The sequence below is a fragment of the Citrobacter sp. Cb028 genome, assembly GCF_030336705.1.
GTDB classification, from domain to species: domain Bacteria; phylum Pseudomonadota; class Gammaproteobacteria; order Enterobacterales; family Enterobacteriaceae; genus Citrobacter; species Citrobacter braakii.
This window is the reverse complement of record NZ_JAOWCZ010000035.1, coordinates 534,094-557,407: the sequence shown is the minus strand read 5'-3', so window position 1 is coordinate 557,407 and position 23,314 is coordinate 534,094. Positions and strand designations below refer to the sequence as shown.

The following is a 23,314-nucleotide window of genomic DNA, read 5'->3' as shown; positions in this document are numbered from 1 at the left end:
GACCACACTTACCTGGCACAGGTTAAGCAAAACCCCGACTACCACGTCGAACTTTCTACAAAGGATCCCCATGAAAAAAGTGGCCATCGTCGGCGTAGGTCCCACCGGAATTTATACGTTTCATGCCCTCGTTGAGCGCGGTGAACCGCTGGAGATACAGCTTTATGAGCAAGCTGAGGAAGCTGGCGTAGGCATGCCTTATAACAGCGACAACAACGGAGACCACATGCTGGCCAATATAGCCAGCATTGAGATCCCGCCGATTTATATCAGTTATCTGACGTGGCTACAGAATCAAAGCGATGAATACCTAGCGCAGTTTCGGCTTGAACGTACATCGTTGCATGAGCGGCAATTTTTGCCCCGGGTGATCCTCGGCGACTATTATCGCGATCGTTTTTTAGCCATCGTCGATAAAGCGCAAAGATCCGGGTTCCCAATTCGCGTATATGAATCAAGTAAAGTCACCGACCTGCAAGCAAACCCGACTGGGGTCTCTCTGTGGATCAATCACGCGTCACAGCCCGTCGAAGTGGATTTCGCCGCTATCGCCAGCGGTCATCTGTGGCCAGAAACTGATGCTCAAGCACGCAAGTTTTTCCCCAGTCCGTGGACCGGCCTGATGGAGGCGCAGATTAGCGCTTGCAGGGTGGGTATTCTGGGCACCTCGCTAAGCGCTATCGACGCGGCGATGGCCGTGGTCAGTCAGCATGGTACCTTCACCACCAATACCGACCGTTCACTGCAGTTCACGCGTAAACCCGACAGCCAAAACCTGAAGCTGACCCTGATGTCGCGCAGCGGTGTGCTGCCTGAAGCGGATTTTTACTGCCCTCTTCCCTATGAACCGCTGAATATCGCGACGCAAGAAGCGATTGAAGACGCCATTGCCGAGGGCCAAAACGGATTACTGGACCGCATCTTCCGGCTTATTGTGCAACAACTGCAAGACGCGGCGCCAGGGTGGTGCCAACAGGTAGCACTTGCAACGCTTAACGCCGACACATTCCCCGAGGTCTATTTTGCCGACAGGCTCAAGCATGACTCTTTTGACTGGGCGAGGCGTAACCTGGTGGAGGTTGAGCGCAACAAGCAGGAACAACATACCGTCGCCTGGCGCTATACCTTATTGCGCCTACACGAGGTTATTGAAGAGATCGTTCCTCATCTTGATGCTCGCGACGAAAAACGTTTCAGGCACGGACTGGCGCGCGTCTTTATTGATAACTATGCGGCAATCCCGTCTGAATCTATCCGCCGATTGCTGGCTCTGCACGATGCCGGGCTGATTGAGATCCTCGCACTCGGCAAGGATTATGAGCGTACAAATGAGCAGGAAAGGACGGTCATTTACCACCACGGTCAGCGCAGTGAATTTGATGTATTTATTGACGCCCGAGGACAACGGGCATTGCAGAGCAAAGATATTCCGTTCCCAACGCTACGCGATCAACTGCTGGCCTGTGGCGATGAGATCCCGGATATCGGCGAAGATTACACGCTGCAAGCGCCGGAAAACGCCCGCAACCGCATCGCCTTTGGCGGACTGCCGTGGTTGATGCACGACCGTCCCTTTATTCAGGGGCTGGTGGTTAGCGCTGAAATAGGCGCCGCGATGGCAAAGGCATTGACGCAACGTGCACTGAAACGTCGGCACAAACTGTGGAGCAGTGACGAAATGGATTAGCGGCCAGACTTAATGGCGAGGCGGAGATAGGTTATCGCGTCCCCGCCTCTGTCTTGATTCTCGGATGGCAAACTATCGCCAGGCCGAGTTTCCGGCAACGGAGAAACGCCCCGCGCCCAAAAATGCCACGGCCAGAGCGCCGATGAAGAAATACACCAGACTTTCAATTGCCCATGCGCCGGTTTTATCCAGTGACCAGGTTTCACCCATCCCGACCATCAGCCATGCCACCACCATCGTAAACGCGAGCCCCAACGCCGCCGGACGCGTCAGGATCCCAAGAATAATCAGGCACGGTGCCACAACCTCTCCCAGCAGAACGCCATACGCAATAAAGCCAGGGAAACCTTTCGCTATCAGCATGCCACTGATGCCATCAATCCCCGCGAACAGTTTATGCAGCCCATGAAACAGCATTAATCCCCCCACGGCAATACGTAACAAAAACTTGCCAAAATCTTCATGAGTCAGTACCCGGTTAACTGTATTTAATAGTTTTATAACCATTTGAATTTATTCCTTGTTTAACCATATCCAATAACAAACTACGCTTAATACAGGCTTAATGAAAACTGCCGGAAATAAGAGGTAATGATAAGCATAACTATTATCTTCATCTAAACTTGTAACCGGTATCACATTAAAGGAGAAGGAAAACCATGAAACAAACGGTTGCCGCTTTTATTGCTAAAACACTCGAACAAGCTGGCGTTAAACGCATTTGGGGTGTGACGGGTGACTCGCTAAATGGCCTTAGTGACAGTCTGAATCGTATGGGAACGATTGACTGGATGCCAACCCGTCATGAAGAGGTTGCGGCCTTCGCCGCGGGCGCTGAAGCGCAGTTGACGGGAGAACTGGCCGTCTGCGCAGGCTCGTGTGGACCAGGCAACCTGCACCTGATTAACGGCCTGTTTGATTGCCACCGCAACCACGTCCCGGTGCTGGCAATTGCTGCACACATTCCATCCAGTGAGATAGGCAGCGGTTATTTTCAGGAGACCCACCCGCAAGAGTTGTTTCGCGAATGTAGCCACTATTGCGAGCTGGTTTCCAGCCCTGAACAGATCCCACAGGTGCTGGCAATTGCCATGCGTAAAGCGGTGCTCAACCGCGGCGTCTCCGTGGTGGTATTACCCGGCGACGTTGCGCTGAAGCCAGCACCAGAAAGCGCCAGCACTCACTGGTATCATGCGCCGCTCCCGGTGGTCACTCCGGAAGAAGAAGAGCTCAGAAAACTAGCGCAACTGCTACGCTACTCCAGCAATATCGCCCTGATGTGCGGCAGTGGCTGCGCCGGTGCGCATAAAGAACTGGTTGAGTTTGCTGCTAAAATAAAAGCGCCGATTGTGCACGCCCTGCGTGGTAAAGAGCATGTGGAGTACGACAACCCTTACGACGTGGGCATGACCGGGCTGATCGGCTTTTCATCCGGCTTCCATACCATGATGAATGCCGACACGCTGATCCTGTTAGGTACCCAGTTCCCCTATCGCCCGTTCTACCCCACCGACGCCAAGATTATTCAGATTGATATCAATCCGGCGAGCATTGGCGCGCACAGTAAAGTTGATATGGCGCTGGTAGGCGATATTAAATCCACACTCCTCACCCTGCTGCCGCTGGTGGAAGAAAAAACCGATCGGCAGTTCCTGGATAAAGCGCTAGAACACTATCGTGAGGCGCGTAAAGGGCTGGATGATTTAGCCAAACCCAGCGATAAAGCCATTCATCCGCAGTATCTGGCGCAGCAGATCAGCCATTTTGCCGCTGACGACGCCATCTTCACCTGCGACGTTGGCACGCCAACGGTGTGGGCGGCACGTTATCTGAAAATGAACGGTAAACGCCGTCTGATCGGTTCGTTTAACCACGGGTCGATGGCCAATGCCATGCCCCAGGCGCTCGGCGCGCAAGCGACCGAACCGGGACGTCAGGTTGTCGCAATGTGCGGTGACGGCGGTTTTAGCATGCTGATGGGCGACTTTCTGTCGGTTGTGCAAATGAAGCTGCCGGTGAAGATTATTGTCTTCAACAACAGCGTGTTGGGGTTTGTGGCGATGGAGATGAAAGCTGGCGGTTATCTGACCGACGGCACCGAACTGCACGATACAAATTTCGCACGGATTGCCGAGGCTTGCGGTATCACGGGCATTCGCGTGGAGAAATCCTCAGAGGTTGATGAAGCGCTGCAAAGGGCGATGTCGATTGACGGTCCGGTGCTGGTCGATGTGGTCGTCGCGAAAGAAGAACTGGCGATCCCGCCGCAGATCAAACTCGAACAAGCTAAAGGTTTTAGCCTGTATATGCTACGCGCAATCATCAGCGGGCGCGGTGATGAAGTGATCGAACTGGCGAAAACTAACTGGCTCAGGTAAAACAGAGGGCATTACCTCACTTAAAAAGGAATGCCCGTGATTGATTTACGCAGTGATACCGTTACACGACCAAGTCGCGCCATGCTCGAAGAGATGATGGCCGCCCCGGTCGGGGACGACGTCTACGGTGATGACCCTACCGTTAATGCCCTCCAGCAATACGCAGCCGAGCTTTCTGGCAAAGAAGCCGCAATTTTCTTACCCACTGGCACTCAGGCGAACCTGGTGGCTCTCCTCAGCCATTGTCAGCGCGGGGAAGAGTATATCGCCGGTCAGGGCGCGCATAACTATCTCTACGAAGCGGGTGGCGCAGCGGTACTCGGCAGCATTCAACCGCAACCTATCGACGCCATGCCGGATGGCTCTTTGCCGCTGGACAAAGTGGCGGCAAAAATCAAAGCGGACGATATCCATTTTGCCCGCACGCGTCTGCTCAGCCTGGAAAACACCCACAACGGCAAAGTGCTACCACGCGAGTATCTGAAAGAGGCCTGGGAATTTACCCGTGAGCGCAATCTTGCGCTGCATGTCGACGGCGCGCGTATTTTTAACGCCATCGTCGCCTATGGCTGTGAGTTAAAAGATGTCACGCAATACTGCGATTCGTTCACCATTTGTCTCTCCAAAGGTTTAGGAACGCCGGTAGGCTCACTGCTGGTCGGCAGCCACGAGTACATCAAGCGCGCCATTCGTTGGCGTAAAATGACCGGTGGCGGAATGCGTCAGGCCGGTATTCTGGCGGCGGCCGGACTGTATGCGCTGAAAAATAACGTGTCGCGTTTACAAGAAGACCATGACAACGCCGCCTGGATGGCGGAACAACTGCGCGAAGCAGGAGCGGACGTCATGCGCCACGACACCAACATGCTGTTTGTCCGCGTTGGCGAAGAACACGCTGCGGCACTGGGCGAGTACATGAAAGCGCAAGGCGTGCTGATTAACGCCTCGCCGATTGTGCGTCTGGTGATGCATCTGGACGTATCGCGTGAACAGCTTGCTGAAGTCGTCGCCCACTGGCGCGCTTTTTTAACCCGCTAAGGAGATGGGCGTGCCGCAACGGATTTTGGTTCTTGGCGCCAGTGGCTACATTGGTCAGCATCTGGTACAGGCGCTCAGTCAGCAAGGGCATCAGGTGCTGGCTGCGGCACGCCGCATCGAGCGGCTGGAAAAGCAGCAGTTGGCCAACGTCAGCTGCCATAAGGTCGATTTGAATTGGCCAGATAACCTAACGCCGCTGCTGACCGGCGTTGATACGGTCTATTACCTGGTCCATGGCATGGGAGAAGGCGGTGATTTTATCGCCCATGAGCGCCAGGTAGCAATGAACGTGCGCGATGCGCTACGTGATACGCCAGTCAAACAGCTTATTTTCCTGAGCTCATTACAGGCTCCCCGGCATGAACAATCCGATCATCTGCGTGCGCGACAGATAACCGCGGACACCCTGCGCGAATCAGGCGTGCCGATGACCGAATTGCGCGCTGGTATTATCGTAGGGGCAGGTTCTGCCGCCTTTGAAGTGATGCGCGACATGGTCTACAACCTGCCGGTACTCACCCCTCCGCGCTGGGTGCGCTCGCGTACCACGCCTATCGCGCTGGAGAATTTAATGTACTACCTGGTGGCGTTGTTGGATCATCCTACACGCCAACACCGCGTACTCGAAGCCGCCGGGCCGCAGGTATTGAGCTATCAGGAGCAGTTCGAGCATTTTATGGCGGTCAGCGGTAAACATCGCCTGCTCATCCCTGTCCCCTTTCCTACCCGCTGGATTTCGGTCTGGTTTTTGAACGTCATAACGTCAGTGCCGCCGACCACGGCAAAAGCGCTGATACAGGGTTTAAAACACGACCTGCTGGCCGATGACACCGAATTACGCACGCTGATCCCGCAAAAGCTGATTGCCTTTGATGACGCGGTGCGCAGCACGTTGAAAGAAGAAGAGAAGCTGGTCAATTCCAGCGACTGGGGTTACGACGCGCAGGCATTTGCCCGCTGGCGCCCCGAATATGGCTATTTCGCTAAACAAGCTGGCTTTAGCGTTGAAACCTCGGCCAGTCGGCAGGCGCTGTGGCAGGTGGTGAATCGCCTCGGCGGCAAAGAAGGCTATTTCTTTGGCAATATTTTATGGAAAACGCGCGCGGCGTTGGACCTGCTGGTCGGCCATAAGCTGGCGAAAGGCAGACCGCAAAACTCTCTGTTGCAGGTTGGCGATACCGTTGACAGCTGGAAAGTGATCATCGTTGAGCCAGAAAAACAGCTGACGCTGCTGTTTGGGATGAAAGCGCCAGGATTGGGTCGTCTGAGCTTCACGCTGGAAGATAAAGGCGACCACCGACGCATTGATGTCCGCGCCTGGTGGCATCCGCACGGCATGCCAGGTCTTTTCTATTGGCTGCTAATGATCCCGGCGCATCTGTTCATTTTCAGAGGGATGGCGAAGCGTATTGCTAAACTTGCAGAACAAATCACAGACTCATGATAAAAAGAGCCTGTATTCTTTCATGTTTCCCATTGCATACAGACGAAATTCACGGAAGAATGCGCACGACGTTTTTTAAACACAGTGGATTGATATGAAGGTACTGGTTACCGGAGCCACCAGCGGCTTAGGCCGAAACGCGGTTGAGTTTTTATGCAGCAAAGGCGTCAGCGTCAGAGCTACCGGTCGCAACGAAGCGATGGGCAAGCTGCTGGAGAAAATGGGCGCAGAGTTTGTGCATGCCGATTTGACCGAGCTGGTCTCTTCGCAGGCAAAAGTGATGCTCGCCGGTATCGATACGCTGTGGCACTGCTCCAGTTTTACCTCACCATGGGGAACTCAGGAAGCCTTCGATCTGGCCAACGTTCGCGCAACCCGCCGTCTGGGCGAGTGGGCCGTGGCCTGGGGCGTTCGTAACTTCATTCATATCTCATCACCGTCGCTCTATTTTGATTATCACCACCATCGCGATATCAAAGAGGACTTCCGCCCCCAACGCTTCGCCAATGAATTCGCCCGCAGTAAAGCGGCTGGCGAAGATGTGATTGCGTTGCTGACACAGGCCAACCCGCAAACCCGTTTTACGGTATTGCGTCCGCAAAGCTTGTTCGGACCACACGATAAAGTCTTTATCCCGCGCCTGGCCCATATGATGTACCACTACGGCAGCATTCTGTTGCCGCACGGCGGAAGTGCGCTGGTGGATATGACCTACTACGAGAATGCGGTGCACGCGATGTGGCTGGCAAGTCAGCAAGCCTGCGATAATCTGCCGTCGGGTCGTGCGTACAACATTACCAACGGCGAGCATCGCACCCTGCGCAGTATTGTGCAGAAACTCATCGACGAGCTGAATATTGATTGCCGTATCCGCTCCGTACCCTACCCGATGCTGGACATGATTGCCCGCAGCATGGAGCGGTTAGGCAATAAATCCGCGAAAGAGCCAAAGCTTACGCATTACGGCGTCTCGAAGCTGAATTTTGACTTTACGCTGGATACCACCCGCGCTCAGGAAGAATTAGGTTATCAGCCCGTTGTGACGCTGGATGAAGGGATTGAGCGTACCGCGGCCTGGCTGCGTGACCACGGCAAACTGCCGCGTTAACCCTGCCCGTATTTCTCCAGTAACGCTTCGGCAATCGCCTGAGTTTCTGCATCCGCCACGCCGTTCCACAAGGTTGGGCGGAAGTGCATCTGGAAGGCCATAATCACCCGCCGCTGTTCACGCGGCGTCATTTCAGGTTTTACCTCATAACCATAGCGCGACAGCAGATCGAGCAATGATGAGGTTTCTACCGGTGCATCGGGCGCTCGCCCGGCAAGATAAAACGCCACTCGCTGAGCATCCGGCCACGCGCCAATTCCTTGCGCAGCCAGTTCTTCCCATGGAAACAGCGGACCTGGATCGTCCTTGCGCTGCGGTGCGACATCCGCATGGGCCACCACGTCCTGTGGTTTTATGTCATAGCGGGCAATAATATCTTTCGCCAAGGGGATTAACGCCTGAATTTGCGCGGGTTCAAACGGCGCAAAATACTTGCTGCCCGCCGATTTTTGCCAGCCGCGGTTTTCCAGCTCAATGCCGATCGAGGTATCGTTAATTCGCGTAGCGCCGCGCCAGAAGCTAATCCCCGCATGCCAGGCCAGATCTTTTTCCGGCACCAGTTGCCAGATACGCGGTTTGCCATGGTAAAGCGGCGGCACTGCCGGGATCAGATAGTGCGAACTGACGTTTTTATCGGTCAGCGTAGCCAGAGAAGAGTCGAAATCATCGGCCGTGTAATGGATAACCAGCACTTTAATGCGCGGGTAAGCAGCCTGCGCCTGACGACGGGTATCTAACTGATACCCGTCTTTGTCGACAATCCCTTTTTCACCAGCACATCCTACCAGCAGCAGCGTTAATGCCAGCAGATACAGCAGACGCTTCATCGGCGAGTTTTCACCGCGGTGCCGCTGACGCTCACCATCAGCATGCTACCGTCTTTGCCTACGGTTTCGTAATCGATATCGATACCGACAACCGCATCAGCACCGAGCGCTTTTGCCTGTTCACCAAGCTCCTGAAAAGCAATCTCACGCGCTTTACGCAGTTCTTTTTCATACGCGCCGGAGCGACCGCCGACGATATCGCGAATGCCGGCGAAGAAATCGCGGAAGATATTCGCGCCTAAAATGGCTTCGCCAGTCACAACACCGCAGTATTCCACGATGCTCTGCCCTTCCAGCGTAGGGGTTGTCGAAAACTGCATGGTTAATCTCCTTTTTGCGCTAAGAGCACGATCTCAAAAGCATTATCGAACCGATCCACTATCATTGAAAGGATATATTCTTTACACAAAATAATTCGAGTTGCAGGAAGGCGGCAAGAGAGTGAATCCCCAGGAGCATAGATAACTATGTGACTGGGGTGAACGCACGTAGCCAACGCACAAGCAACTTGAAGTATGACATGTAAATCAACGTAGAACACTAATAGTAGAAAGCTAATAAGGAAATCATTATGCGCTACTCGAAACTCTCTCTGCTGGTTCCATGTGCACTACTTCTCAGCGCCTGTACTACCGTGACACCGGCCTACAAAGATAACGGCACGCGTAGCGGCTCATGCGTAGAAGGCGGGCCAGACAGCGTGGCTCAACAATTCTATGATTACCGTATTCAGCACCGAAACAATGACATTACCCCCCTTCGTCCGTACCTCAGCGATAATCTGGCGAAACTGCTGAACGATGCCAGCCGTGATAACGCGCATCGCGATCTGTTTAACAGCGATCCGTTCTCTAGTCGCGCTACGTTACCGGACAGTGCCAGCGTCGCCAGCGCATCGACCATTCCGAATAGTGATGCACGCAACATTCCGCTGCGCGTAGAGCTTAAACAGGGTGACCAAAGCTGGCGTGATGAAGTGCTGATGATCCGCGAAGGCCAGTGCTGGGTAGTTGACGATGTCCGCTATCTGGGCGGCAGCGTACACGCGCCAGCCGGGACGCTGCGCCAGTCTGTCGAAAACCGCTAACCGCCCCATTCAGCCGCCTGAATCATAACCCCCATAAATTGTCTGGCATTCTGCATAGAATGCCGACAATTATTCTTGCCCACTGGTGGCCCCGCTATTTTGTGCTATGTTTAGATAAGAATGCGGTTTGCATTTAACTTTTAACGCATAAATATTGCATAACTATTCTGTCAAAGGTAGTATCTGCGGCTTCAATAGCTATCAGACTGCCAGTATCGAGTGTCAATGAGTATTCAATTAAACGGCATTAACTGCTTCTACGGCGCACATCAGGCGCTGTTCGATATAACGCTGGATTGCCCTCAGGGTGAAACACTGGTGTTACTTGGCCCAAGTGGAGCCGGGAAAAGCTCGCTGCTGCGCGTACTCAACCTGCTTGAGATGCCGCGCTCGGGCACACTCTCTATTGCGGGAAACCGTTTCGACTTCACGAAGACCCCATCAGACAAAGCCATTCGGGAGCTGCGTCAGAACGTGGGCATGGTCTTCCAGCAATACAACCTTTGGCCGCATCTCACGGTTGTGCAGAATCTGATTGAAGCGCCCTGCCGCGTACTGGGTCTGACAAAAGATCAAGCGCTGGCGCGTGCCGAAAAATTGCTGGAACGTCTGCGCCTGAAGCCGTACAGCGATCGCTACCCACTGCATCTCTCCGGTGGCCAGCAACAGCGAGTGGCCATTGCCCGCGCGTTGATGATGGAGCCGCAGGTGCTGCTGTTTGATGAACCTACCGCAGCGCTTGATCCGGAAATTACTGCCCAAATCGTCAGCATCATTCGTGAACTGGCGGAAACCAACATTACTCAGGTGATCGTCACCCACGAAGTGGAAGTTGCACGTAAAACGGCCAGCCGTGTGGTGTATATGGAAAACGGTCATATCGTCGAGTTTGGGGATGCGAGCTGCTTTGCCAACCCGCAAACCGAAGCGTTTAAAAACTATCTCTCTCACTAAGATTCGGGACAATACAATGAAAAAAGTTCTGATTGCCGCGCTAATCGCAGGTTTTAGCCTTTCCGCTACCGCAGCCCAAACCATTCGTTTCGCCACCGAAGCGTCTTATCCTCCGTTTGAATCTATTGATGCGAATAACAAAATCGTAGGGTTTGACGTTGATCTGGCGAATGCGCTGTGTAAAGAGATTGACGCGACCTGTACCTTCACCAATCAGGCCTTCGACAGCCTGATCCCGAGCCTGAAATTCCGTCGTTTTGACGCGGTGATGGCCGGTATGGACATCACGCCAGAGCGTGAAAAACAGGTTCTGTTCACCACCCCGTATTACGACAACTCTGCCCTGTTTGTTGGCCAACAGGGTAAATACACCGGCATTGACCAGCTGAAAGGCAAAAAAGTCGGTGTACAAAACGGTACTACGCACCAGAAATTCATCATGGATAAACATCCGGAAGTGACCACCGTACCGTATGACAGCTATCAGAATGCCAAACTCGATCTGCAAAATGGTCGTATTGACGGCGTATTTGGTGATACCGCAGTGGTGACCGAATGGCTGAAAGATAATCCAAAGCTGGCCGCAGTTGGCGACAAAGTGACGGATAAAGATTACTTCGGTACGGGTCTGGGCATCGCTGTGCGCCAGGGCAATACCGAGCTGCAGCAGAAATTTAACGCTGCGCTGGAAAAAGTGAAGAAAGATGGGACTTACGAGACCATCTACAACAAATGGTTCCAGAAGTAATACTTGATGAATGAATTTTTTCCTTTAGCAAGCGCCGCCGGGATGACCGTCGGCCTTGCCGTTTGTGCGCTGATTATTGGCCTCGCGCTCGCCATGTTTTTTGCCGTCTGGGAGTCAGTAAAATGGCGTCCGGTAGCATGGACGGGCTCAGCCCTGGTCACCATCCTGCGTGGTCTGCCGGAAATTCTGGTGGTTCTGTTCATCTATTTCGGCTCTTCACAGCTGCTGCTGACGCTGGCCGATGGCTTTACGATCAATCTCGGGTTTGTACAAATCCCGGTTCAGATGCAGATCGAAAACTTCGACGTCAGCCCGTTCCTGTGCGGTGTAATTGCGCTGTCATTGCTGTATGCGGCTTACGCGTCGCAAACGCTGCGTGGCGCGCTGAAGGCCGTACCACTCGGACAATGGGAATCAGGTCAGGCGTTGGGTTTGTCTAAAGCCGCGATCTTCTTTCGCCTGGTGATGCCGCAGATGTGGCGCCACGCTCTGCCGGGACTGGGTAACCAGTGGCTGGTATTGCTGAAAGATACCGCGCTGGTCAGCCTTATCAGCGTGAACGATCTGATGCTGCAAACCAAGAGCATTGCCACCCGTACCCAAGAGCCGTTTACCTGGTACATTGTGGCGGCGGCTATTTACCTGGTGATTACGCTGGTGAGTCAGTACATTCTCAAACGCATTGACCTGCGCGCGACACGATTTGAGCGGAGACCAGGCTGATGCTTGAGTATTTACCTGAATTGTTAAAAGGGCTGCATACCAGCCTGACGCTGACGGTCGCCTCCATCGTGGTTGCTCTGGTGCTGGCGCTGGTTTTCACCGTCATCCTGACGCTAAAAACGCCGATTGTGGTCTGGTTGGTTCGCGCCTATATCACGTTGTTTACCGGTACTCCGCTGCTGGTGCAAATCTTCCTGATCTACTACGGGCCAGGGCAGTTCCCGACGCTACAGGAGTATCCGGTACTGTGGCACCTGCTCTCTGAACCGTGGCTGTGCGCCTTAATTGCGCTATCGTTAAACAGTGCGGCTTATACCACTCAACTGTTCTACGGTGCTATCCGCGCAATCCCGGAAGGCCAGTGGCAGTCCTGTGGAGCGTTGGGGATGAGTAAGAAGGATACGCTGGCGATTCTGTTGCCGTACGCCTTTAAACGCGCCCTCTCCTCGTATTCTAACGAAGTGGTGCTGGTGTTTAAAAGTACCTCACTGGCATACACCATCACGCTGATGGAAGTCATGGGCTATAGTCAGCTGCTGTACGGTCGCACTTATGACGTCATGGTTTTCGGCGCGGCGGGTGTGATTTACCTGATCGTCAACGGTTTGCTGACGCTGATGATGCGCTTGATCGAACGTAAAGCGCTGGCGTTTGAACACCGGAATTAAATCGGTTTTTATGTCTGATGGCGCTACGCTTATCAGGCTACGATTCATCTTCCGTTGTACACTCTCCGGTGAATATGCATAAAGCCAAAATAAAAAAGACGGACAACAACCTAAATTGTCCGTCTTTTTTTATATCAGAAAAAAATAGTTAATCATTTTTATTGCATATAAATTCATTAAATGGCATTGTTAATTCACGCCGCAGACACGGTAAATAATCATAAGATTGACAGACGGGAGTTCCACCATGAAAAAGTTAGTACTGGCCGCATTACTTGCTACTTTCGCCGCAGGCGCCTCAGCTGCTGATAAAATTAGTTTCGGTGTATCAGCGACTTATCCGCCATTTGAGTCACTGGATGCAAGCAATAAAATTGTCGGTTTTGACATCGACCTGGCAACGGCACTGTGCAAACAAATGCAGGCTGACTGTACTTTCACCAATCATGCTTTTGATAGCTTGATTCCCGCGCTGAAATTCAAAAAATATGATGCGGTGATTTCCGGAATGGACATCACGCCTGAGCGTAGCAAGCAGGTGGCATTTACTCAGCCTTACTATGCAAACTCCGCGCTGGTGATTGCGAAAAAAGACACCTATAAAACCTTTGCCGACCTGAAAGGGAAACGCATTGGCATGGAAAACGGTACCACGCACCAGAAATACCTGCAGGACAAACACCCTGAAGTGAAAACCGTGGCCTACGACAGCTATCAGAATGCGATTATCGACCTGAAAAATGGTCGTATTGATGGCGTATTTGGCGATACCGCCGTGGTTAACGAGTGGCTGAAAACCAACCCGCAGTTAGGTGTAGCCACTGACAAAGTGACCGACCCACAATACTTCGGTACTGGTCTTGGCATTGCGGTTCGCCCGGATAACAAAGCCCTGCTGGAAAAACTGAATAGCGCGCTGGCCGCAATCAAAGCTGACGGCACGTACCAAAAAATCAGCGATCAGTGGTTCCCACAGTAACGTCCACCCAATCTGAAAAGCCGCATTCTGCGGCTTTTTTTATCTCTTCGCCTTCGCTTTCAGTCAGTTCTTACGCCATAAACCCATTCCTGGCGTACACTTGTTAAAACGAAAAAAAGTGAGGCAAACGGATGATAGCGTTCCCTGCCAGTTTACTGATCCTCAATGGAAAAAGTGCTGATAATCTCCCCCTGCGTGATGTCATTGCAGAGCTACGCGATGAAGGCGTGGAAATCCATGTTCGCGTTACCTGGGAAAAAGGCGACGCACAACGCTACGTTGATGAAGCTCGCCAGTTAGGTGTTGCAACGGTGATTGCCGGCGGCGGCGACGGCACAATTAACGAAGTCTCGACGGCGCTGATCCAGTTGCAGGGCGGCAATATCCCGGCGCTCGGTATTTTACCGTTGGGAACGGCGAATGATTTTGCAACCAGCGTAGGCATACCCGACGCCCTTGATAAGGCGTTAAAACTGGCTATCGCCGGAAATGCGACTGATATCGATATGGTTCAGGTCAATGATAAAACCTGTTTTATCAATATGGCGACCGGCGGCTTCGGCACACGCATCACCAGCGAGACGCCAGAAAAACTCAAGGCCGCATTAGGTGGCGTATCGTACTTTATTCACGGATTAATGCGCATGGATACGCTCAAACCCGACATCTGCGACATTCGTGGGGAAGATTTTCACTGGCAGGGTAAGGCGCTGGTCATTGGTATCGGTAATGGTCGTCAGGCCGGTGGTGGGCAACAGCTTTGCCCGACAGCGCTGATCAACGATGGTCTGCTGCAACTGCGTATTTTTACCGGCGAAGAGTTGTTGCCAGGGCTGCTTTCGGCGTTAACGCAATCCGAAGACAACCCTAACATCATCGAAGGCGCATCATCGTGGTTTGATATCCGCGCCCCGCACGAAATTACGTTTAATCTCGATGGCGAACCGCTTAGCGGACAAGAATTTCATATTGAAATCCTGCCCGCAGCGCTACGTTGCAGACTGCCGCCGGGTTGTCCGCTACTGCGTTAACACGACGACACCCCAACTGGGATCAGGCAATGGTGACTTTGCTGTCCAGATAAACATCCTGCACGGCGTTAATCAGCTTAACGCCGTCAGCCATGGTTTTCTTGAATGCTTTTCGTCCAAGAATCAGCCCCATGCCGCCAGCACGTTTGTTAATCACTGCCGTACGTACCGCATCGCTCAGATCGGTTTCGCCGCCAGCCGCACCGCCAGAGTTAATTAATCCGGCGCGCCCCATATAGCAGTTCGCCAGCTGATAACGCACCAGATCGATTGGGTTGTCGCTGGTCAGCTTGCTGTAAACGCGATCGTCGGTGTAGCCAAAGTTGACTGCTTTATACCCGCCGTTATTTTCCGCCATTTTCTGCTTAACGATATCCGCCCCGATAGTGGCTGCCAGATGGTTAGCCTGCCCGGTGAGATCGGCGGAAACATGGTAATCCACGCCATCTTTTTTAAACGCGGAGTTACGCAGATACGCCCATAGCACGGTGACCATCCCCAGTTCATGAGCACGCTCGAACGCCGCAGAAATCTCTTCAATCTGGCGACGGGACTCCTCTGAACCGAAATAGATGGTTGCCCCTACCGCAACCGCACCCATATTGAATGCCTGTTCTACGCTGGCATACAGCGTCTGATCAAACGTATTGGGGTAGCTCAGCGTTTCGTTGTGGTTAATTTTTACAAGAAACGGAATGCGGTGCGCGTAGCGACGGGAGACAGAAGCCAGCACGCCATAGGTCGATGCCACGCAGTTACACCCTGCTTCGATAGCCAGTTCCACAATATTCTTCGGATCAAAGTACAGCGGGTTAGCCGCGAACGATGCCCCCGCGGAGTGTTCCACGCCCTGATCCACCGGTAGAATCGACAGATAACCTGTCCCGGCCAGTCGGCCCGTGTTATACAGCGTTTGCATATTACGCAGCACCGCTGGCGGACGATTGTTATCCACCATCACGCGATCGACGTAATCATGTCCAGGCAGGTAAAGTTGGTCAGAAGGAATGGTCATACAACGATGCTGTAAAAGGTTGTCGGCATCTTTGCCAAGCAACTGCGCAATATCAGTCATAGCTATGCTCCCGTAAGTTCCGATTTGAAACCGGAATGTGGATTGTCCTGACCCGCTTTGTTGCGGGCAGCAATAAGCCTGGTACCGACTGCGTTTTTTTTCCATCTTTAGCGCACTTTTCAGCAACTTCTGCTGGCTCGATTCAGGAAGAAATAATGTTAAGGCGGTCAAATTTAGACCTCAAAGGTATTTTAAAGGTATTATCGAATGGTACTATCAGTGCGTACCTTACCTGTCATGAAGGATTTAAAGATGAAAACTACAGTTAAGCTGTCGTTCATGATGTTTATAGAGTGGTTTATCTGGGGCGCCTGGTTTGTACCGCTGTGGCTGTGGCTGAGTAAAAGTGGCTTTAGCGCCGGGGAGATCGGCTGGTCCTACGCCTGTACCGCGATTGCTGCGATCCTGTCGCCCATCCTGGTCGGTTCTGTCACTGACCGTTTTTTCTCCGCGCAAAAAGTGCTGGCGGTGCTGATGTTTGTCGGCGCTATTTTGATGTACTTCGCCGCCCAGCAAACCACCTTCAGCGGATTTTTCCCGCTGTTACTGGCCTATTCGTTGACCTATATGCCGACGATTGCGCTGACCAACAGTATCGCTTTTGCCAACGTCAGTGACGTTGAGCGTGATTTCCCGCGCATCCGTGTGATGGGGACCATTGGCTGGATCGCCTCTGGTTTGGCCTGCGGTTTCTTACCGCAAATGCTTGGCTATAGTGACATCTCCCCTACCAATATTCCTCTGCTTATCACTGCCGGAAGCTCGGCTCTGTTGGGCGTCTTTGCGTTCTTTTTACCGGATACGCCGCCGAAAAGTACCGGCAAAATGGATTTCAAGGTCATGCTGGGTCTGGATGCGCTGATCCTGCTGCGGGATAAGAACTTCCTCGTCTTTTTCTTTTGCTCTTTTCTGTTCGCGATGCCGCTGGCGTTCTATTACATCTTTGCCAACGGTTATCTGACAGAAGTCGGGATGAAAAACGCCACCGGCTGGATGACGCTGGGCCAGTTCTCTGAAATCTTCTTTATGCTGGCGCTACCGTTTTTCACCAAACGCTTTGGCATTAAAAAGGTATTGCTGCTTGGTCTTATTACTGCGGCTATCCGCTACGGATTTTTCGTTTACGGCGGCGCGGAAGAATATTTCACTTACGCTCTGCTGTTTCTCGGCATTCTGCTGCACGGCGTCAGTTACGACTTCTACTACGTCACAGCCTACATTTATGTCGATAAAAAAGCGCCCGTACATATGCGCACCGCGGCGCAAGGGCTTATCACCCTCTGCTGTCAGGGATTCGGTAGCCTGCTCGGTTATCGTCTGGGCGGCGTGATGATGGAAAAAATGTTTGCTTATCAGGAACCGGTGAATGGTCTTACCTTTAACTGGGCTGGCATGTGGGGATTTGGCGCGGTCATGATCGCCGTCATTGCCGTAATGTTTATGATTTTCTTTCGCGAGTCAGATAAAGAAATCACCGCCATTAAGGTGGACGATCGCGATGTAGCATTGAAACAAGGGGAAGTAAAATGAAAGCAGAACGTATTCTCGGTGCTCTTTATGGGCAGGCGTTAGGGGATGCGATGGGTATGCCGTCGGAACTGTGGCCAAGAACCCGGGTTAAAGCCCATTTCGGTTGGATCGACCGTTTTTTACCCGGCCCTGCGGAGAATAATGCCGCCTGCTATTTTAACCAGGCGGAGTTCACTGATGACACCTCCATGGCGCTGTGTCTGGCTGATGCCCTGCTTGAGTGCGACGGAGAGATTGTACCCGACGTTATTGGCCGCAATATTCTGGCCTGGGCCGAACGTTTTGATGCTTTTAATAAAAACGTGCTCGGCCCGACCTCAAAAATTGCGCTAAAAGCCATTCGCGACGGCAAACCTGTCGCCGAACTGGAAAATAACGGCGTTACCAACGGAGCGGCAATGCGCGTTTCACCGCTGGGATGCCTGCTCCCCGCGCGCGATCTCGATGCCTTTATCGATGATGTGGCATTAGCCTCCAGCCCGACACATAAATCGGATTTGGCTATCGCTGGCGCAGTGGTGGTCGCGTGGGCGGTATCACGCGCTATCGACGGCGGAAAATGGTCAGAGATTGTCGACGCGCTGCCAGCCATTGCCCGGCATGCGCAGCAAAAAAGGATCACTACCTTTAGCGCATCGCTCTGTGCACGCCTTGAGCTGGCGCTGAAAATTGTCCGTAACGCTGACGGCATTGAGTCTGCCTGCGAGCAGTTGTATCAGGTTGTGGGGGCCGGAACCAGTACCATTGAATCCGTGCCTTGCGCCATCGCTATGGTTGAGCTGGCGCAGACCGATCCTAACCGCTGCGCCATTCTGTGCGCGAACCTCGGGGGCGATACCGACACCATCGGGGCGATGGCAACCGCCATTTGTGGCGCGCTCCACGGCGTAAGTGCGATTAATCCGGCATTGAAACATGAGCTCGATGCGGTAAATCAGCTAGACTTTATCCGCTACGCCAGTGGATTGATGCGACTGCGCGAGCAGCGGGAGGCACTATGAGCACCACGCGTCTGCAACAACTTCTCCCGCAGTTACGCACACAGCGACCCGTTACGGTGGTGGGTGCGGCGGTGATTGATGTCATTGCCGATGCGTATGCCCTTCCCTGGCGCGGATGTGACATTGAACTCAAACAGCAAGGGGTGAACGTTGGCGGCTGCGCGCTCAATATCGCCGTAGCACTCAAGCGGTTAGGTATCGACGCCAGTAATGCTTTACCGCTGGGTCAGGGGGTGTGGGCCGATATTATCCGCAACCGGATGGCAAAAGAGGGACTGCACAGTCTGATCGATAACGCCGCAGGCGATAACGGCTGGTGTCTGGCTCTGGTCGAGCCGGATGGCGAACGTACCTTTATGTCCTTTAGTGGCGTCGAAAATCAGTGGAACGCTGACTGGCTGGCACAGCTGGAGATCCCACGTCACAGCCTGGTTTATCTCTCGGGCTATCAGTTAGCCTCTCCGTGTGGTGAGTTGCTGGTGCATTGGCTGGAAGGGCTGGAGGAAGTGACGCCGTTTATCGATTTTGGCCCACGCATCGGCGACATTCCCGAGCCCTTACTGGCAAGAATTATGGCCTGCCGTCCACTGGTATCGCTCAATCGGCAGGAGGCGGAAATTGCCGCCGAGAGGTTTGCATTAAGCCAGGATGTAGAAGGTTTTGGCGCACAATGGGTGCAACGTTTCGCCACACCGGTGGTGGTACGCCACGATAAAGACGGTGCGTGGTATTTCAGCACACAAACTTCCGGTTGCATGCCGGCATTTGCGACAGCGGTCGTTGATACCATTGGCGCTGGTGACAGCCACGCTGGCGGCATGCTGGCGGGACTGGCGTCTGGCTGGTCGCTGGCTGACGCGGTACTGCTTGGAAACGCCGTGGCGTCCTGGGTGGTAGGGCATCGCGGGGGCGATTGCGCCCCTACGCGCGAGGCGTTACTCCTCGCACACAAACACGTATAGATCGCTTCGACAATAGCTGATGCTGTATTCAATGGGCCGTTGCTGCTGGTCAAGCGCTACCTGCTTGATCACCAGCACCGGCACTTTGCTGTCCATTTGAATGTGCGCCTGGAATTCTGCGTCAGGCATTCGGGCACTGACACGTGAGCGCGTGCGCTGCGGGAAAATATACTGGCTGCGAAAATAGTCATACAGTGAAACGCCGATGGCATCCACGTCATGGATTAGATGGGCAGGAACCCATGACTCTTCAATAGAAACCGCATCTTCATCTACGTAGCGAATGCGCTTGAGCAAGAAGACGTCACTCCCCGTGGCAACAGCCAGCTGCTGCGCTACATCTTCCGGGCAAGGCACAATCCGCTTGTTAACCCACAGCGTATCTGGTTTTTTACCGCGCAACACCACCTGCTGTGAAAAACCACGCGCTTCTTTTAGCGAATACTCGAAGATGTTATTGATTTGCGTCCCGTAACCGCGGGCGCGCGTCACGACACCTTCTTCTTCCAAAGCCTGCATCGCCTTACGAACCGTAATTCGCGAAACGCCGGTCAACTGGCTGAGATCGCGCTCGCCGGGCAGGATGTTTCCATGCTCCAGAATCCCGCTACGCACAGCGTTTTTCACCGTTTGCGCAAATTTGATATACAGCGGCGTGTTATCTGCCGCGGAAATACGTTCATTCAGTTGCGCGATAAGCTGGGTATGCGCTTGTTCCATTTATCTTTTTCCTGCAGCCGTTTCTGCAGCCAGTATACTCATTACCACCACGCGTGGAAATGATGCACCGGACCAATTCCCTCGCCGACTTCCAGGGTGTCGGCCTGCGCCAATGCCGCTGAAAGCCACAACTTAGCTTCCTGCACTGTCTGTGCCCAGTTGTCATGGCGCGGACGCAGCGCCGCCAGTGCCGCTGATAGCGTACAGCCAGTACCGTGGGTATTTTTGGTCATCACCCTTGGCGCGGTAAAACGCTGCTCGCCATCACGGGTAAAGAGCCAGTCGGGGCTTTGCGCATCCTCCAGATGGCCGCCTTTCATCAACACCGCCTCGCAACCCAGCGCCCGCAGCGCCCTTCCCTGCTCTAACATCTCCTGCTCAGTCTGCGCATGGGGAACCCCGAGCAGCGCCGCAGCTTCGGGTAAATTTGGGGTGATAATCGAAACCTGCGGCAGCAAATGGGTACGCAGCGTTTCAACCGCCGAAGGAGACAGCAACGGATCGCCGCTTTTCGCCAGCATCACGGTATCCAGCACGACATTTTGCACCCGATGGCGACGCAAGCGTTCGGCGACTGCTTCAACAATATCCGTTTCCGCCAGCATACCGATTTTAGTGGTGTCGACACGCACATCACTGAACACCGAATCCAGTTGTGCGGCGACAAAGTCAGGTTCAATGCGATACACCGACTGCACCCCGCGCGTATTTTGCGCCACCAACGCCGTGATAACCGAGCAGCCGTAAGCGCCAAGCGCCGAGAACGTTTTTAAATCGGCCTGAATACCTGCGCCACCGCTTGGATCGGTTCCGGCAATCGTTAATGCGTTAATCCGTTTCATAGTTGCTCCTGCGCGTTCAGGTTATAGAGGGCGTCAATAAATGCCGGGACAAAACTGCCCGGTCCGGTTGATTGTCGAGTGGCTATTTGTCCGGCCTGTTTCATCCAGCTACAGGCGGAGGCGACGTTATCAAGCCGGTCACCGTGCAGGGCGCAGCTGGCCGCAACGACCGCCGACAGCGCGCATCCGGTGCCCACCACGCGCGTCATCAACGGGTCACCCCCGTTCACGCAGACGGTACGCTGACCATCGGTGACATAGTCAATTTCGCCGGTAACCACGACAATGGTCCCAACCTGACGAGCCAGTGCCTGCGCTGCGGGAAGCGCAGCGGCTGCCGTATCGGTCGTATCCACGCCGCGTCCCCCGCCGTTCATACCCGCCAGAGCCAGTATTTCCGAAGCGTTGCCGCGGATAGCTGCAGGCTGTAGCGCCAACAAATCCAGACAGAAGCGACGACGAAACTCCAGCGCCCCCACGGCAACGGGATCGAGCGTCCACGGGGTTTTAGCAAGTTGTGCCCGCTCAACTGCAGCACGCATCGCCGTAGCCCGTTCCCGGGTTAAGGTGCCGACGTTAACCAGTAATGCACTGGCAATAGACGCGAACTGACTGGCTTCCTCAGGCTCGATTACCATTGCAGGTGATGCGCCCAGCGCCAGCAGCGTATTGGCCGTAAAGCTTTGCACGACCTCGTTGGTCATGCAGTGTGTGAGAGGGGAAAGCGTTCTAAATTGGTGTAAGGTGTGAGCCGCGAGTGCGCGGCTGTGCAGGTCAGGCTGCATGGTTCAGCTCCTGCCCGCGCGAAGAAGGGACACGAGCAGTGTCAGACTTCCCTACGCTGGCATTATCCAGATCAGGTGGTACGGGTATTTCTCAGCCTTCACCAGGAAGGGCACCCCGAGTCGTTGAAACACAAGTTTCGGTAACAGAATACTGCCGACGCTTGATGATGTAAATTAGCGCAGCACCATGGCCCTCCACGAAATTACGGGGTAAGGTTGCAGCTAATCTGTACATTCATTTACACTTTTTACGAAATGACTGGCGTGATCACAAAAAAGTTCTTGTCAGATGCCCTATAAGCCAGGAATGATACACGACTGATGTTGATGACCCGAACAGGTAAAGAGGATGGGTATGAAGAATAAAATGTTGCTGGGTGCACTCCTGCTTGCAAGCAGCGTCGTCTGGGCCGCGCCGGCCGCAACAGCTGCTCCCACCGGAATTGATAAGTATGAGTTGAGCGGTTTCATCGCCGATTTTACCCATTTTAAACCTGGTGACACGGTCCCACCGCTGTACCGTACTGACGAATATGCGATTAAGCAATGGAACCAACGCAACCTGCCAGCACCTACCGCCGGTACCCACTGGACCTACATGGGTGGTGCGTACGTGCTGATCAACGATGCTGACGGTAAGATCATTAAAGCCTACGACGGCGAGATTTTTTATCATCGTTAATAGAAAAAACACGTACTTTCAGCAAGAAAGTACGTGAAATACCCGCAAATCAATTAGTCATAAGATACTGCAAATATCACTTTACTTTGTATTTCACCAGGCAGTAATGATTCCCCTGTCACGCGAACATATTTCGCAGTAATAGGGAAAGTGTACTGATTACTGATTGCTTCCAGTTTGGTCATTCTGTTCATCAGATTATCCCCCTGTTTTAGAGGAGAAGTCGCGGTGCCATTATATATCTGGAACCCCACCCCTTTGGCGCCATTCGCTATCGTGTTTTTTAGTATTTTCCCGTTTTCATCCCAGTCACCGCGCACCACTTTAAAAGTGACGGGATTGGTGGTAACGTTATATATACTTTCGCAATTCAATACCAGATTTGTGGAACCCGATTTGGTATTATTAACCGTGAGCATCTCATTTAATGTGGTATCTGGCATTTTAATTTCGTAGCGGAGTAATGAAAACTGACAGGTGGTGGGTTTATGCGTTACTGTAAAGCTTAAATTCTGTGTAAAAGCTGAATTACTCGATAAACGTCCGGTAACCCAGCAATAAAGATAAGCTAACCAGTTTGAAGTACAAGAATTATCAGAGGTAATACTTACTGCCGGGTCGCTCAGACTAAACGCGTCACCGGATACGGTCTGCTTAATAGTCCCTGAATTTACATATCTTGCTGAGATGGTGAAATTTTTGGTATCCAGCGCTTCGCCGGCACTAACCGTTTTCTTACCAATACTTACTGGAAAATCATTGCTGGTCAGATTGATATTAATTAAAACCTTCTTGCCGCTGCCTCCCTGAATTGCAACAATGTAATCCTTGAGCGGTGTTGTATAATATAAGCTATCACTGTTGGCTGTACACACTATGTTGCCACTGGAACTGAGATTAATTTGATTTGTTGCTGTTCCAGATGTCATATCCAGATTAATTGTCGTTAACCCGCCATTTTTCGTCTGAAATGTACACCCGGCATCAGCACCAAAGGATGACAGCAGCAAAAATATCAAAAATACGTATCCTTTCATATCTTGCA

At 53.0% G+C, this 23,314-nt stretch carries 24 protein-coding genes and 1 riboswitch; of the genes, 16 read left to right on the top strand and 8 right to left on the bottom strand.

What is annotated here, in order from left to right:
* Positions 1–70: 70 nt before the first annotated feature.
* On the top strand, positions 71–1,687 hold the full coding sequence (locus OGV75_RS21470; RefSeq protein ID WP_286481168.1) for an FAD-NAD(P)-binding protein: 1,617 nt from the start codon (positions 71–73) through the stop codon (positions 1,685–1,687).
* 72 nt (positions 1,688–1,759) lie between these two features.
* On the opposite strand, the gene OGV75_RS21465 is transcribed toward OGV75_RS21470, so the two are convergent.
* Positions 1,760–2,194: a DoxX family protein gene (locus OGV75_RS21465; RefSeq protein WP_016156945.1), complete on the bottom strand. Its 435-nt coding sequence runs from the start codon at positions 2,192–2,194 to the stop codon at positions 1,760–1,762.
* Positions 2,195–2,346: 152 nt separating this feature from the next.
* On the opposite strand from OGV75_RS21465, the gene poxB reads away from it, so the two are divergent.
* The 4 genes from poxB (at position 2,347) to OGV75_RS21445 (ending at position 7,655) form a co-directional block, all read left to right on the top strand.
* Positions 2,347–4,065: a ubiquinone-dependent pyruvate dehydrogenase gene (gene poxB / locus OGV75_RS21460; RefSeq protein WP_181627229.1), complete on the top strand. Its 1,719-nt coding sequence runs from the start codon at positions 2,347–2,349 to the stop codon at positions 4,063–4,065.
* 36 nt (positions 4,066–4,101) lie between these two features.
* On the top strand, positions 4,102–5,103 hold the full coding sequence (gene ltaE, locus OGV75_RS21455; RefSeq protein WP_137352637.1) for a low-specificity L-threonine aldolase: 1,002 nt from the start codon (positions 4,102–4,104) through the stop codon (positions 5,101–5,103).
* 10 nt (positions 5,104–5,113) lie between these two features.
* The gene (locus tag OGV75_RS21450) at positions 5,114–6,547 is read left to right on the top strand and encodes an SDR family oxidoreductase (protein ID WP_211941248.1); all 1,434 of its coding nucleotides are present in this window, start codon (positions 5,114–5,116) and stop codon (positions 6,545–6,547) included.
* Between the two features lie 94 nt (positions 6,548–6,641).
* On the top strand, positions 6,642–7,655 hold the full coding sequence (locus tag OGV75_RS21445; protein WP_016153664.1) for a 3-beta-hydroxysteroid dehydrogenase: 1,014 nt from the start codon (positions 6,642–6,644) through the stop codon (positions 7,653–7,655).
* Here OGV75_RS21445 and OGV75_RS21440 read toward each other — a convergent pair.
* The gene (locus OGV75_RS21440; RefSeq protein ID WP_200013567.1) at positions 7,652–8,482 is read right to left on the bottom strand and encodes an N-acetylmuramoyl-L-alanine amidase; all 831 of its coding nucleotides are present in this window, start codon (positions 8,480–8,482) and stop codon (positions 7,652–7,654) included. The genes OGV75_RS21445 and OGV75_RS21440 overlap by 4 nt on opposite strands.
* On the bottom strand, positions 8,479–8,802 hold the full coding sequence (locus OGV75_RS21435) for a heavy metal-binding domain-containing protein (RefSeq protein WP_001160725.1): 324 nt from the start codon (positions 8,800–8,802) through the stop codon (positions 8,479–8,481). The genes OGV75_RS21440 and OGV75_RS21435 overlap by 4 nt, the downstream gene beginning before the upstream one ends.
* Positions 8,803–9,053: 251 nt before the next feature.
* On the opposite strand from OGV75_RS21435, the gene OGV75_RS21430 reads away from it, so the two are divergent.
* The 7 genes from OGV75_RS21430 to yegS all read left to right on the top strand — a co-directional run bounded on the left by OGV75_RS21430 (position 9,054) and on the right by yegS (position 14,672).
* A complete protein-coding gene (locus OGV75_RS21430) occupies positions 9,054–9,569 on the top strand; it encodes a lipoprotein (RefSeq protein ID WP_016153666.1) in 516 nt (171 codons plus the stop codon).
* Positions 9,570–9,794: 225 nt separating this feature from the next.
* Positions 9,795–10,523 carry an arginine ABC transporter ATP-binding protein ArtP gene (artP, locus tag OGV75_RS21425; RefSeq protein WP_016156950.1) on the top strand — a complete coding sequence of 243 codons (729 nt, stop codon included), beginning with the start codon at positions 9,795–9,797 and terminating at the stop codon, positions 10,521–10,523.
* Between the two features lie 16 nt (positions 10,524–10,539).
* Positions 10,540–11,271, top strand: a complete 732-nt coding sequence (gene artI / locus OGV75_RS21420) for an arginine ABC transporter substrate-binding protein ArtI (RefSeq protein WP_016156951.1) — start codon at positions 10,540–10,542, stop codon at positions 11,269–11,271.
* Positions 11,272–11,277: 6 nt separating this feature from the next.
* Positions 11,278–11,994, top strand: a complete 717-nt coding sequence (artQ, locus tag OGV75_RS21415) for an arginine ABC transporter permease ArtQ (RefSeq protein WP_016153668.1) — start codon at positions 11,278–11,280, stop codon at positions 11,992–11,994.
* Positions 11,994–12,662 carry an arginine ABC transporter permease ArtM gene (gene artM, locus OGV75_RS21410; protein WP_016153669.1) on the top strand — a complete coding sequence of 223 codons (669 nt, stop codon included), beginning with the start codon at positions 11,994–11,996 and terminating at the stop codon, positions 12,660–12,662. The genes artQ and artM overlap by 1 nt, the downstream gene beginning before the upstream one ends.
* A 247-nt stretch (positions 12,663–12,909) precedes the next feature.
* Positions 12,910–13,641, top strand: coding sequence for an arginine ABC transporter substrate-binding protein ArtJ (gene artJ, locus OGV75_RS21405; protein ID WP_016153670.1), 732 nt, complete (start codon positions 12,910–12,912; stop codon positions 13,639–13,641).
* Between the two features lie 131 nt (positions 13,642–13,772).
* The gene (gene yegS / locus OGV75_RS21400; RefSeq protein ID WP_137352639.1) at positions 13,773–14,672 is read left to right on the top strand and encodes a lipid kinase YegS; all 900 of its coding nucleotides are present in this window, start codon (positions 13,773–13,775) and stop codon (positions 14,670–14,672) included.
* Positions 14,673–14,694: 22 nt separating this feature from the next.
* Here yegS and fbaB read toward each other — a convergent pair whose 3' ends face one another.
* Positions 14,695–15,747, bottom strand: coding sequence for a class I fructose-bisphosphate aldolase (gene fbaB / locus OGV75_RS21395; RefSeq protein WP_016153672.1), 1,053 nt, complete (start codon positions 15,745–15,747; stop codon positions 14,695–14,697).
* A gap of 252 nt (positions 15,748–15,999) precedes the next feature.
* Here fbaB and OGV75_RS21390 point away from each other — a divergent pair, with 252 nt between their 5' ends.
* The 3 genes from OGV75_RS21390 to OGV75_RS21380 are packed head-to-tail and all read left to right on the top strand — an operon-like array spanning position 16,000 to position 19,240.
* On the top strand, positions 16,000–17,277 hold the full coding sequence (locus OGV75_RS21390) for a nucleoside permease (protein WP_049269027.1): 1,278 nt from the start codon (positions 16,000–16,002) through the stop codon (positions 17,275–17,277).
* Positions 17,274–18,278 carry an ADP-ribosylglycohydrolase family protein gene (locus OGV75_RS21385; RefSeq protein WP_016156954.1) on the top strand — a complete coding sequence of 335 codons (1,005 nt, stop codon included), beginning with the start codon at positions 17,274–17,276 and terminating at the stop codon, positions 18,276–18,278. The genes OGV75_RS21390 and OGV75_RS21385 overlap by 4 nt, the downstream gene beginning before the upstream one ends.
* A complete protein-coding gene (locus tag OGV75_RS21380) occupies positions 18,275–19,240 on the top strand; it encodes a PfkB family carbohydrate kinase (RefSeq protein ID WP_286481167.1) in 966 nt (321 codons plus the stop codon). The genes OGV75_RS21385 and OGV75_RS21380 overlap by 4 nt, the downstream gene beginning before the upstream one ends.
* Here the strand turns inward: OGV75_RS21380 and OGV75_RS21375 are convergent.
* The 3 genes from OGV75_RS21375 to thiM are packed head-to-tail and all read right to left on the bottom strand — an operon-like array spanning position 19,214 to position 21,587.
* The gene (locus tag OGV75_RS21375; protein WP_286481165.1) at positions 19,214–19,960 is read right to left on the bottom strand and encodes a GntR family transcriptional regulator; all 747 of its coding nucleotides are present in this window, start codon (positions 19,958–19,960) and stop codon (positions 19,214–19,216) included. The two genes, OGV75_RS21380 and OGV75_RS21375, sit on opposite strands and share 27 nt — an antisense overlap.
* 41 nt (positions 19,961–20,001) lie before the next feature.
* The gene (gene thiD / locus OGV75_RS21370; protein WP_286481164.1) at positions 20,002–20,802 is read right to left on the bottom strand and encodes a bifunctional hydroxymethylpyrimidine kinase/phosphomethylpyrimidine kinase; all 801 of its coding nucleotides are present in this window, start codon (positions 20,800–20,802) and stop codon (positions 20,002–20,004) included.
* Complete coding sequence (gene thiM, locus OGV75_RS21365) at positions 20,799–21,587, bottom strand: hydroxyethylthiazole kinase (protein ID WP_286481162.1); 789 nt, start codon at positions 21,585–21,587, stop codon at positions 20,799–20,801. Before thiM ends, thiD begins: the two co-directional genes overlap by 4 nt.
* A 31-nt stretch (positions 21,588–21,618) precedes the next feature.
* Positions 21,619–21,715, bottom strand: a riboswitch (TPP riboswitch).
* A 221-nt stretch (positions 21,716–21,936) separates the two neighbouring features.
* On the opposite strand from thiM, the gene OGV75_RS21360 reads away from it, so the two are divergent.
* Entirely contained in the window at positions 21,937–22,269 is a 333-nt protein-coding gene (locus tag OGV75_RS21360) for an RcnB family protein (RefSeq protein ID WP_019077205.1), read from the top strand.
* Between the two features lie 53 nt (positions 22,270–22,322).
* Here the strand turns inward: OGV75_RS21360 and OGV75_RS21355 are convergent, their stop codons facing one another.
* Positions 22,323–23,306 carry a fimbrial protein gene (locus OGV75_RS21355; protein WP_286481160.1) on the bottom strand — a complete coding sequence of 328 codons (984 nt, stop codon included), beginning with the start codon at positions 23,304–23,306 and terminating at the stop codon, positions 22,323–22,325.
* Between the last annotated feature and the right edge of the window lie 8 nt (positions 23,307–23,314).

What these genes read in the sequence shown, in the direction of transcription:
- artI (WP_016156951.1), top strand. Translation starts at nt 10,540, where the DNA reads ATGAAAAAAGTTCTGATTGCCGCGCTAATCGCAGGTTTTAGCCTTTCC.
- OGV75_RS21380 (WP_286481167.1), top strand. Translation starts at nt 18,275, where the DNA reads ATGAGCACCACGCGTCTGCAACAACTTCTCCCGCAGTTACGCACACAG.
- thiM (WP_286481162.1), bottom strand. Translation starts at nt 21,587, where the DNA reads ATGCAGCCTGACCTGCACAGCCGCGCACTCGCGGCTCACACCTTACAC.
- fbaB (WP_016153672.1), bottom strand. Translation starts at nt 15,747, where the DNA reads ATGACTGATATTGCGCAGTTGCTTGGCAAAGATGCCGACAACCTTTTA.
- OGV75_RS21435 (WP_001160725.1), bottom strand. Translation starts at nt 8,802, where the DNA reads ATGCAGTTTTCGACAACCCCTACGCTGGAAGGGCAGAGCATCGTGGAA.
- artQ (WP_016153668.1), top strand. Translation starts at nt 11,278, where the DNA reads ATGAATGAATTTTTTCCTTTAGCAAGCGCCGCCGGGATGACCGTCGGC.
- OGV75_RS21355 (WP_286481160.1), bottom strand. Translation starts at nt 23,306, where the DNA reads ATGAAAGGATACGTATTTTTGATATTTTTGCTGCTGTCATCCTTTGGT.
- OGV75_RS21440 (WP_200013567.1), bottom strand. Translation starts at nt 8,482, where the DNA reads ATGAAGCGTCTGCTGTATCTGCTGGCATTAACGCTGCTGCTGGTAGGA.
- artJ (WP_016153670.1), top strand. Translation starts at nt 12,910, where the DNA reads ATGAAAAAGTTAGTACTGGCCGCATTACTTGCTACTTTCGCCGCAGGC.
- OGV75_RS21385 (WP_016156954.1), top strand. Translation starts at nt 17,274, where the DNA reads ATGAAAGCAGAACGTATTCTCGGTGCTCTTTATGGGCAGGCGTTAGGG.
- poxB (WP_181627229.1), top strand. Translation starts at nt 2,347, where the DNA reads ATGAAACAAACGGTTGCCGCTTTTATTGCTAAAACACTCGAACAAGCT.
- OGV75_RS21390 (WP_049269027.1), top strand. Translation starts at nt 16,000, where the DNA reads ATGAAAACTACAGTTAAGCTGTCGTTCATGATGTTTATAGAGTGGTTT.
- OGV75_RS21445 (WP_016153664.1), top strand. Translation starts at nt 6,642, where the DNA reads ATGAAGGTACTGGTTACCGGAGCCACCAGCGGCTTAGGCCGAAACGCG.
- artM (WP_016153669.1), top strand. Translation starts at nt 11,994, where the DNA reads ATGCTTGAGTATTTACCTGAATTGTTAAAAGGGCTGCATACCAGCCTG.
- OGV75_RS21375 (WP_286481165.1), bottom strand. Translation starts at nt 19,960, where the DNA reads ATGGAACAAGCGCATACCCAGCTTATCGCGCAACTGAATGAACGTATT.
- yegS (WP_137352639.1), top strand. Translation starts at nt 13,773, where the DNA reads ATGATAGCGTTCCCTGCCAGTTTACTGATCCTCAATGGAAAAAGTGCT.
- OGV75_RS21430 (WP_016153666.1), top strand. Translation starts at nt 9,054, where the DNA reads ATGCGCTACTCGAAACTCTCTCTGCTGGTTCCATGTGCACTACTTCTC.
- OGV75_RS21470 (WP_286481168.1), top strand. Translation starts at nt 71, where the DNA reads ATGAAAAAAGTGGCCATCGTCGGCGTAGGTCCCACCGGAATTTATACG.
- thiD (WP_286481164.1), bottom strand. Translation starts at nt 20,802, where the DNA reads ATGAAACGGATTAACGCATTAACGATTGCCGGAACCGATCCAAGCGGT.
- artP (WP_016156950.1), top strand. Translation starts at nt 9,795, where the DNA reads ATGAGTATTCAATTAAACGGCATTAACTGCTTCTACGGCGCACATCAG.
- OGV75_RS21465 (WP_016156945.1), bottom strand. Translation starts at nt 2,194, where the DNA reads ATGGTTATAAAACTATTAAATACAGTTAACCGGGTACTGACTCATGAA.
- OGV75_RS21360 (WP_019077205.1), top strand. Translation starts at nt 21,937, where the DNA reads ATGGGTATGAAGAATAAAATGTTGCTGGGTGCACTCCTGCTTGCAAGC.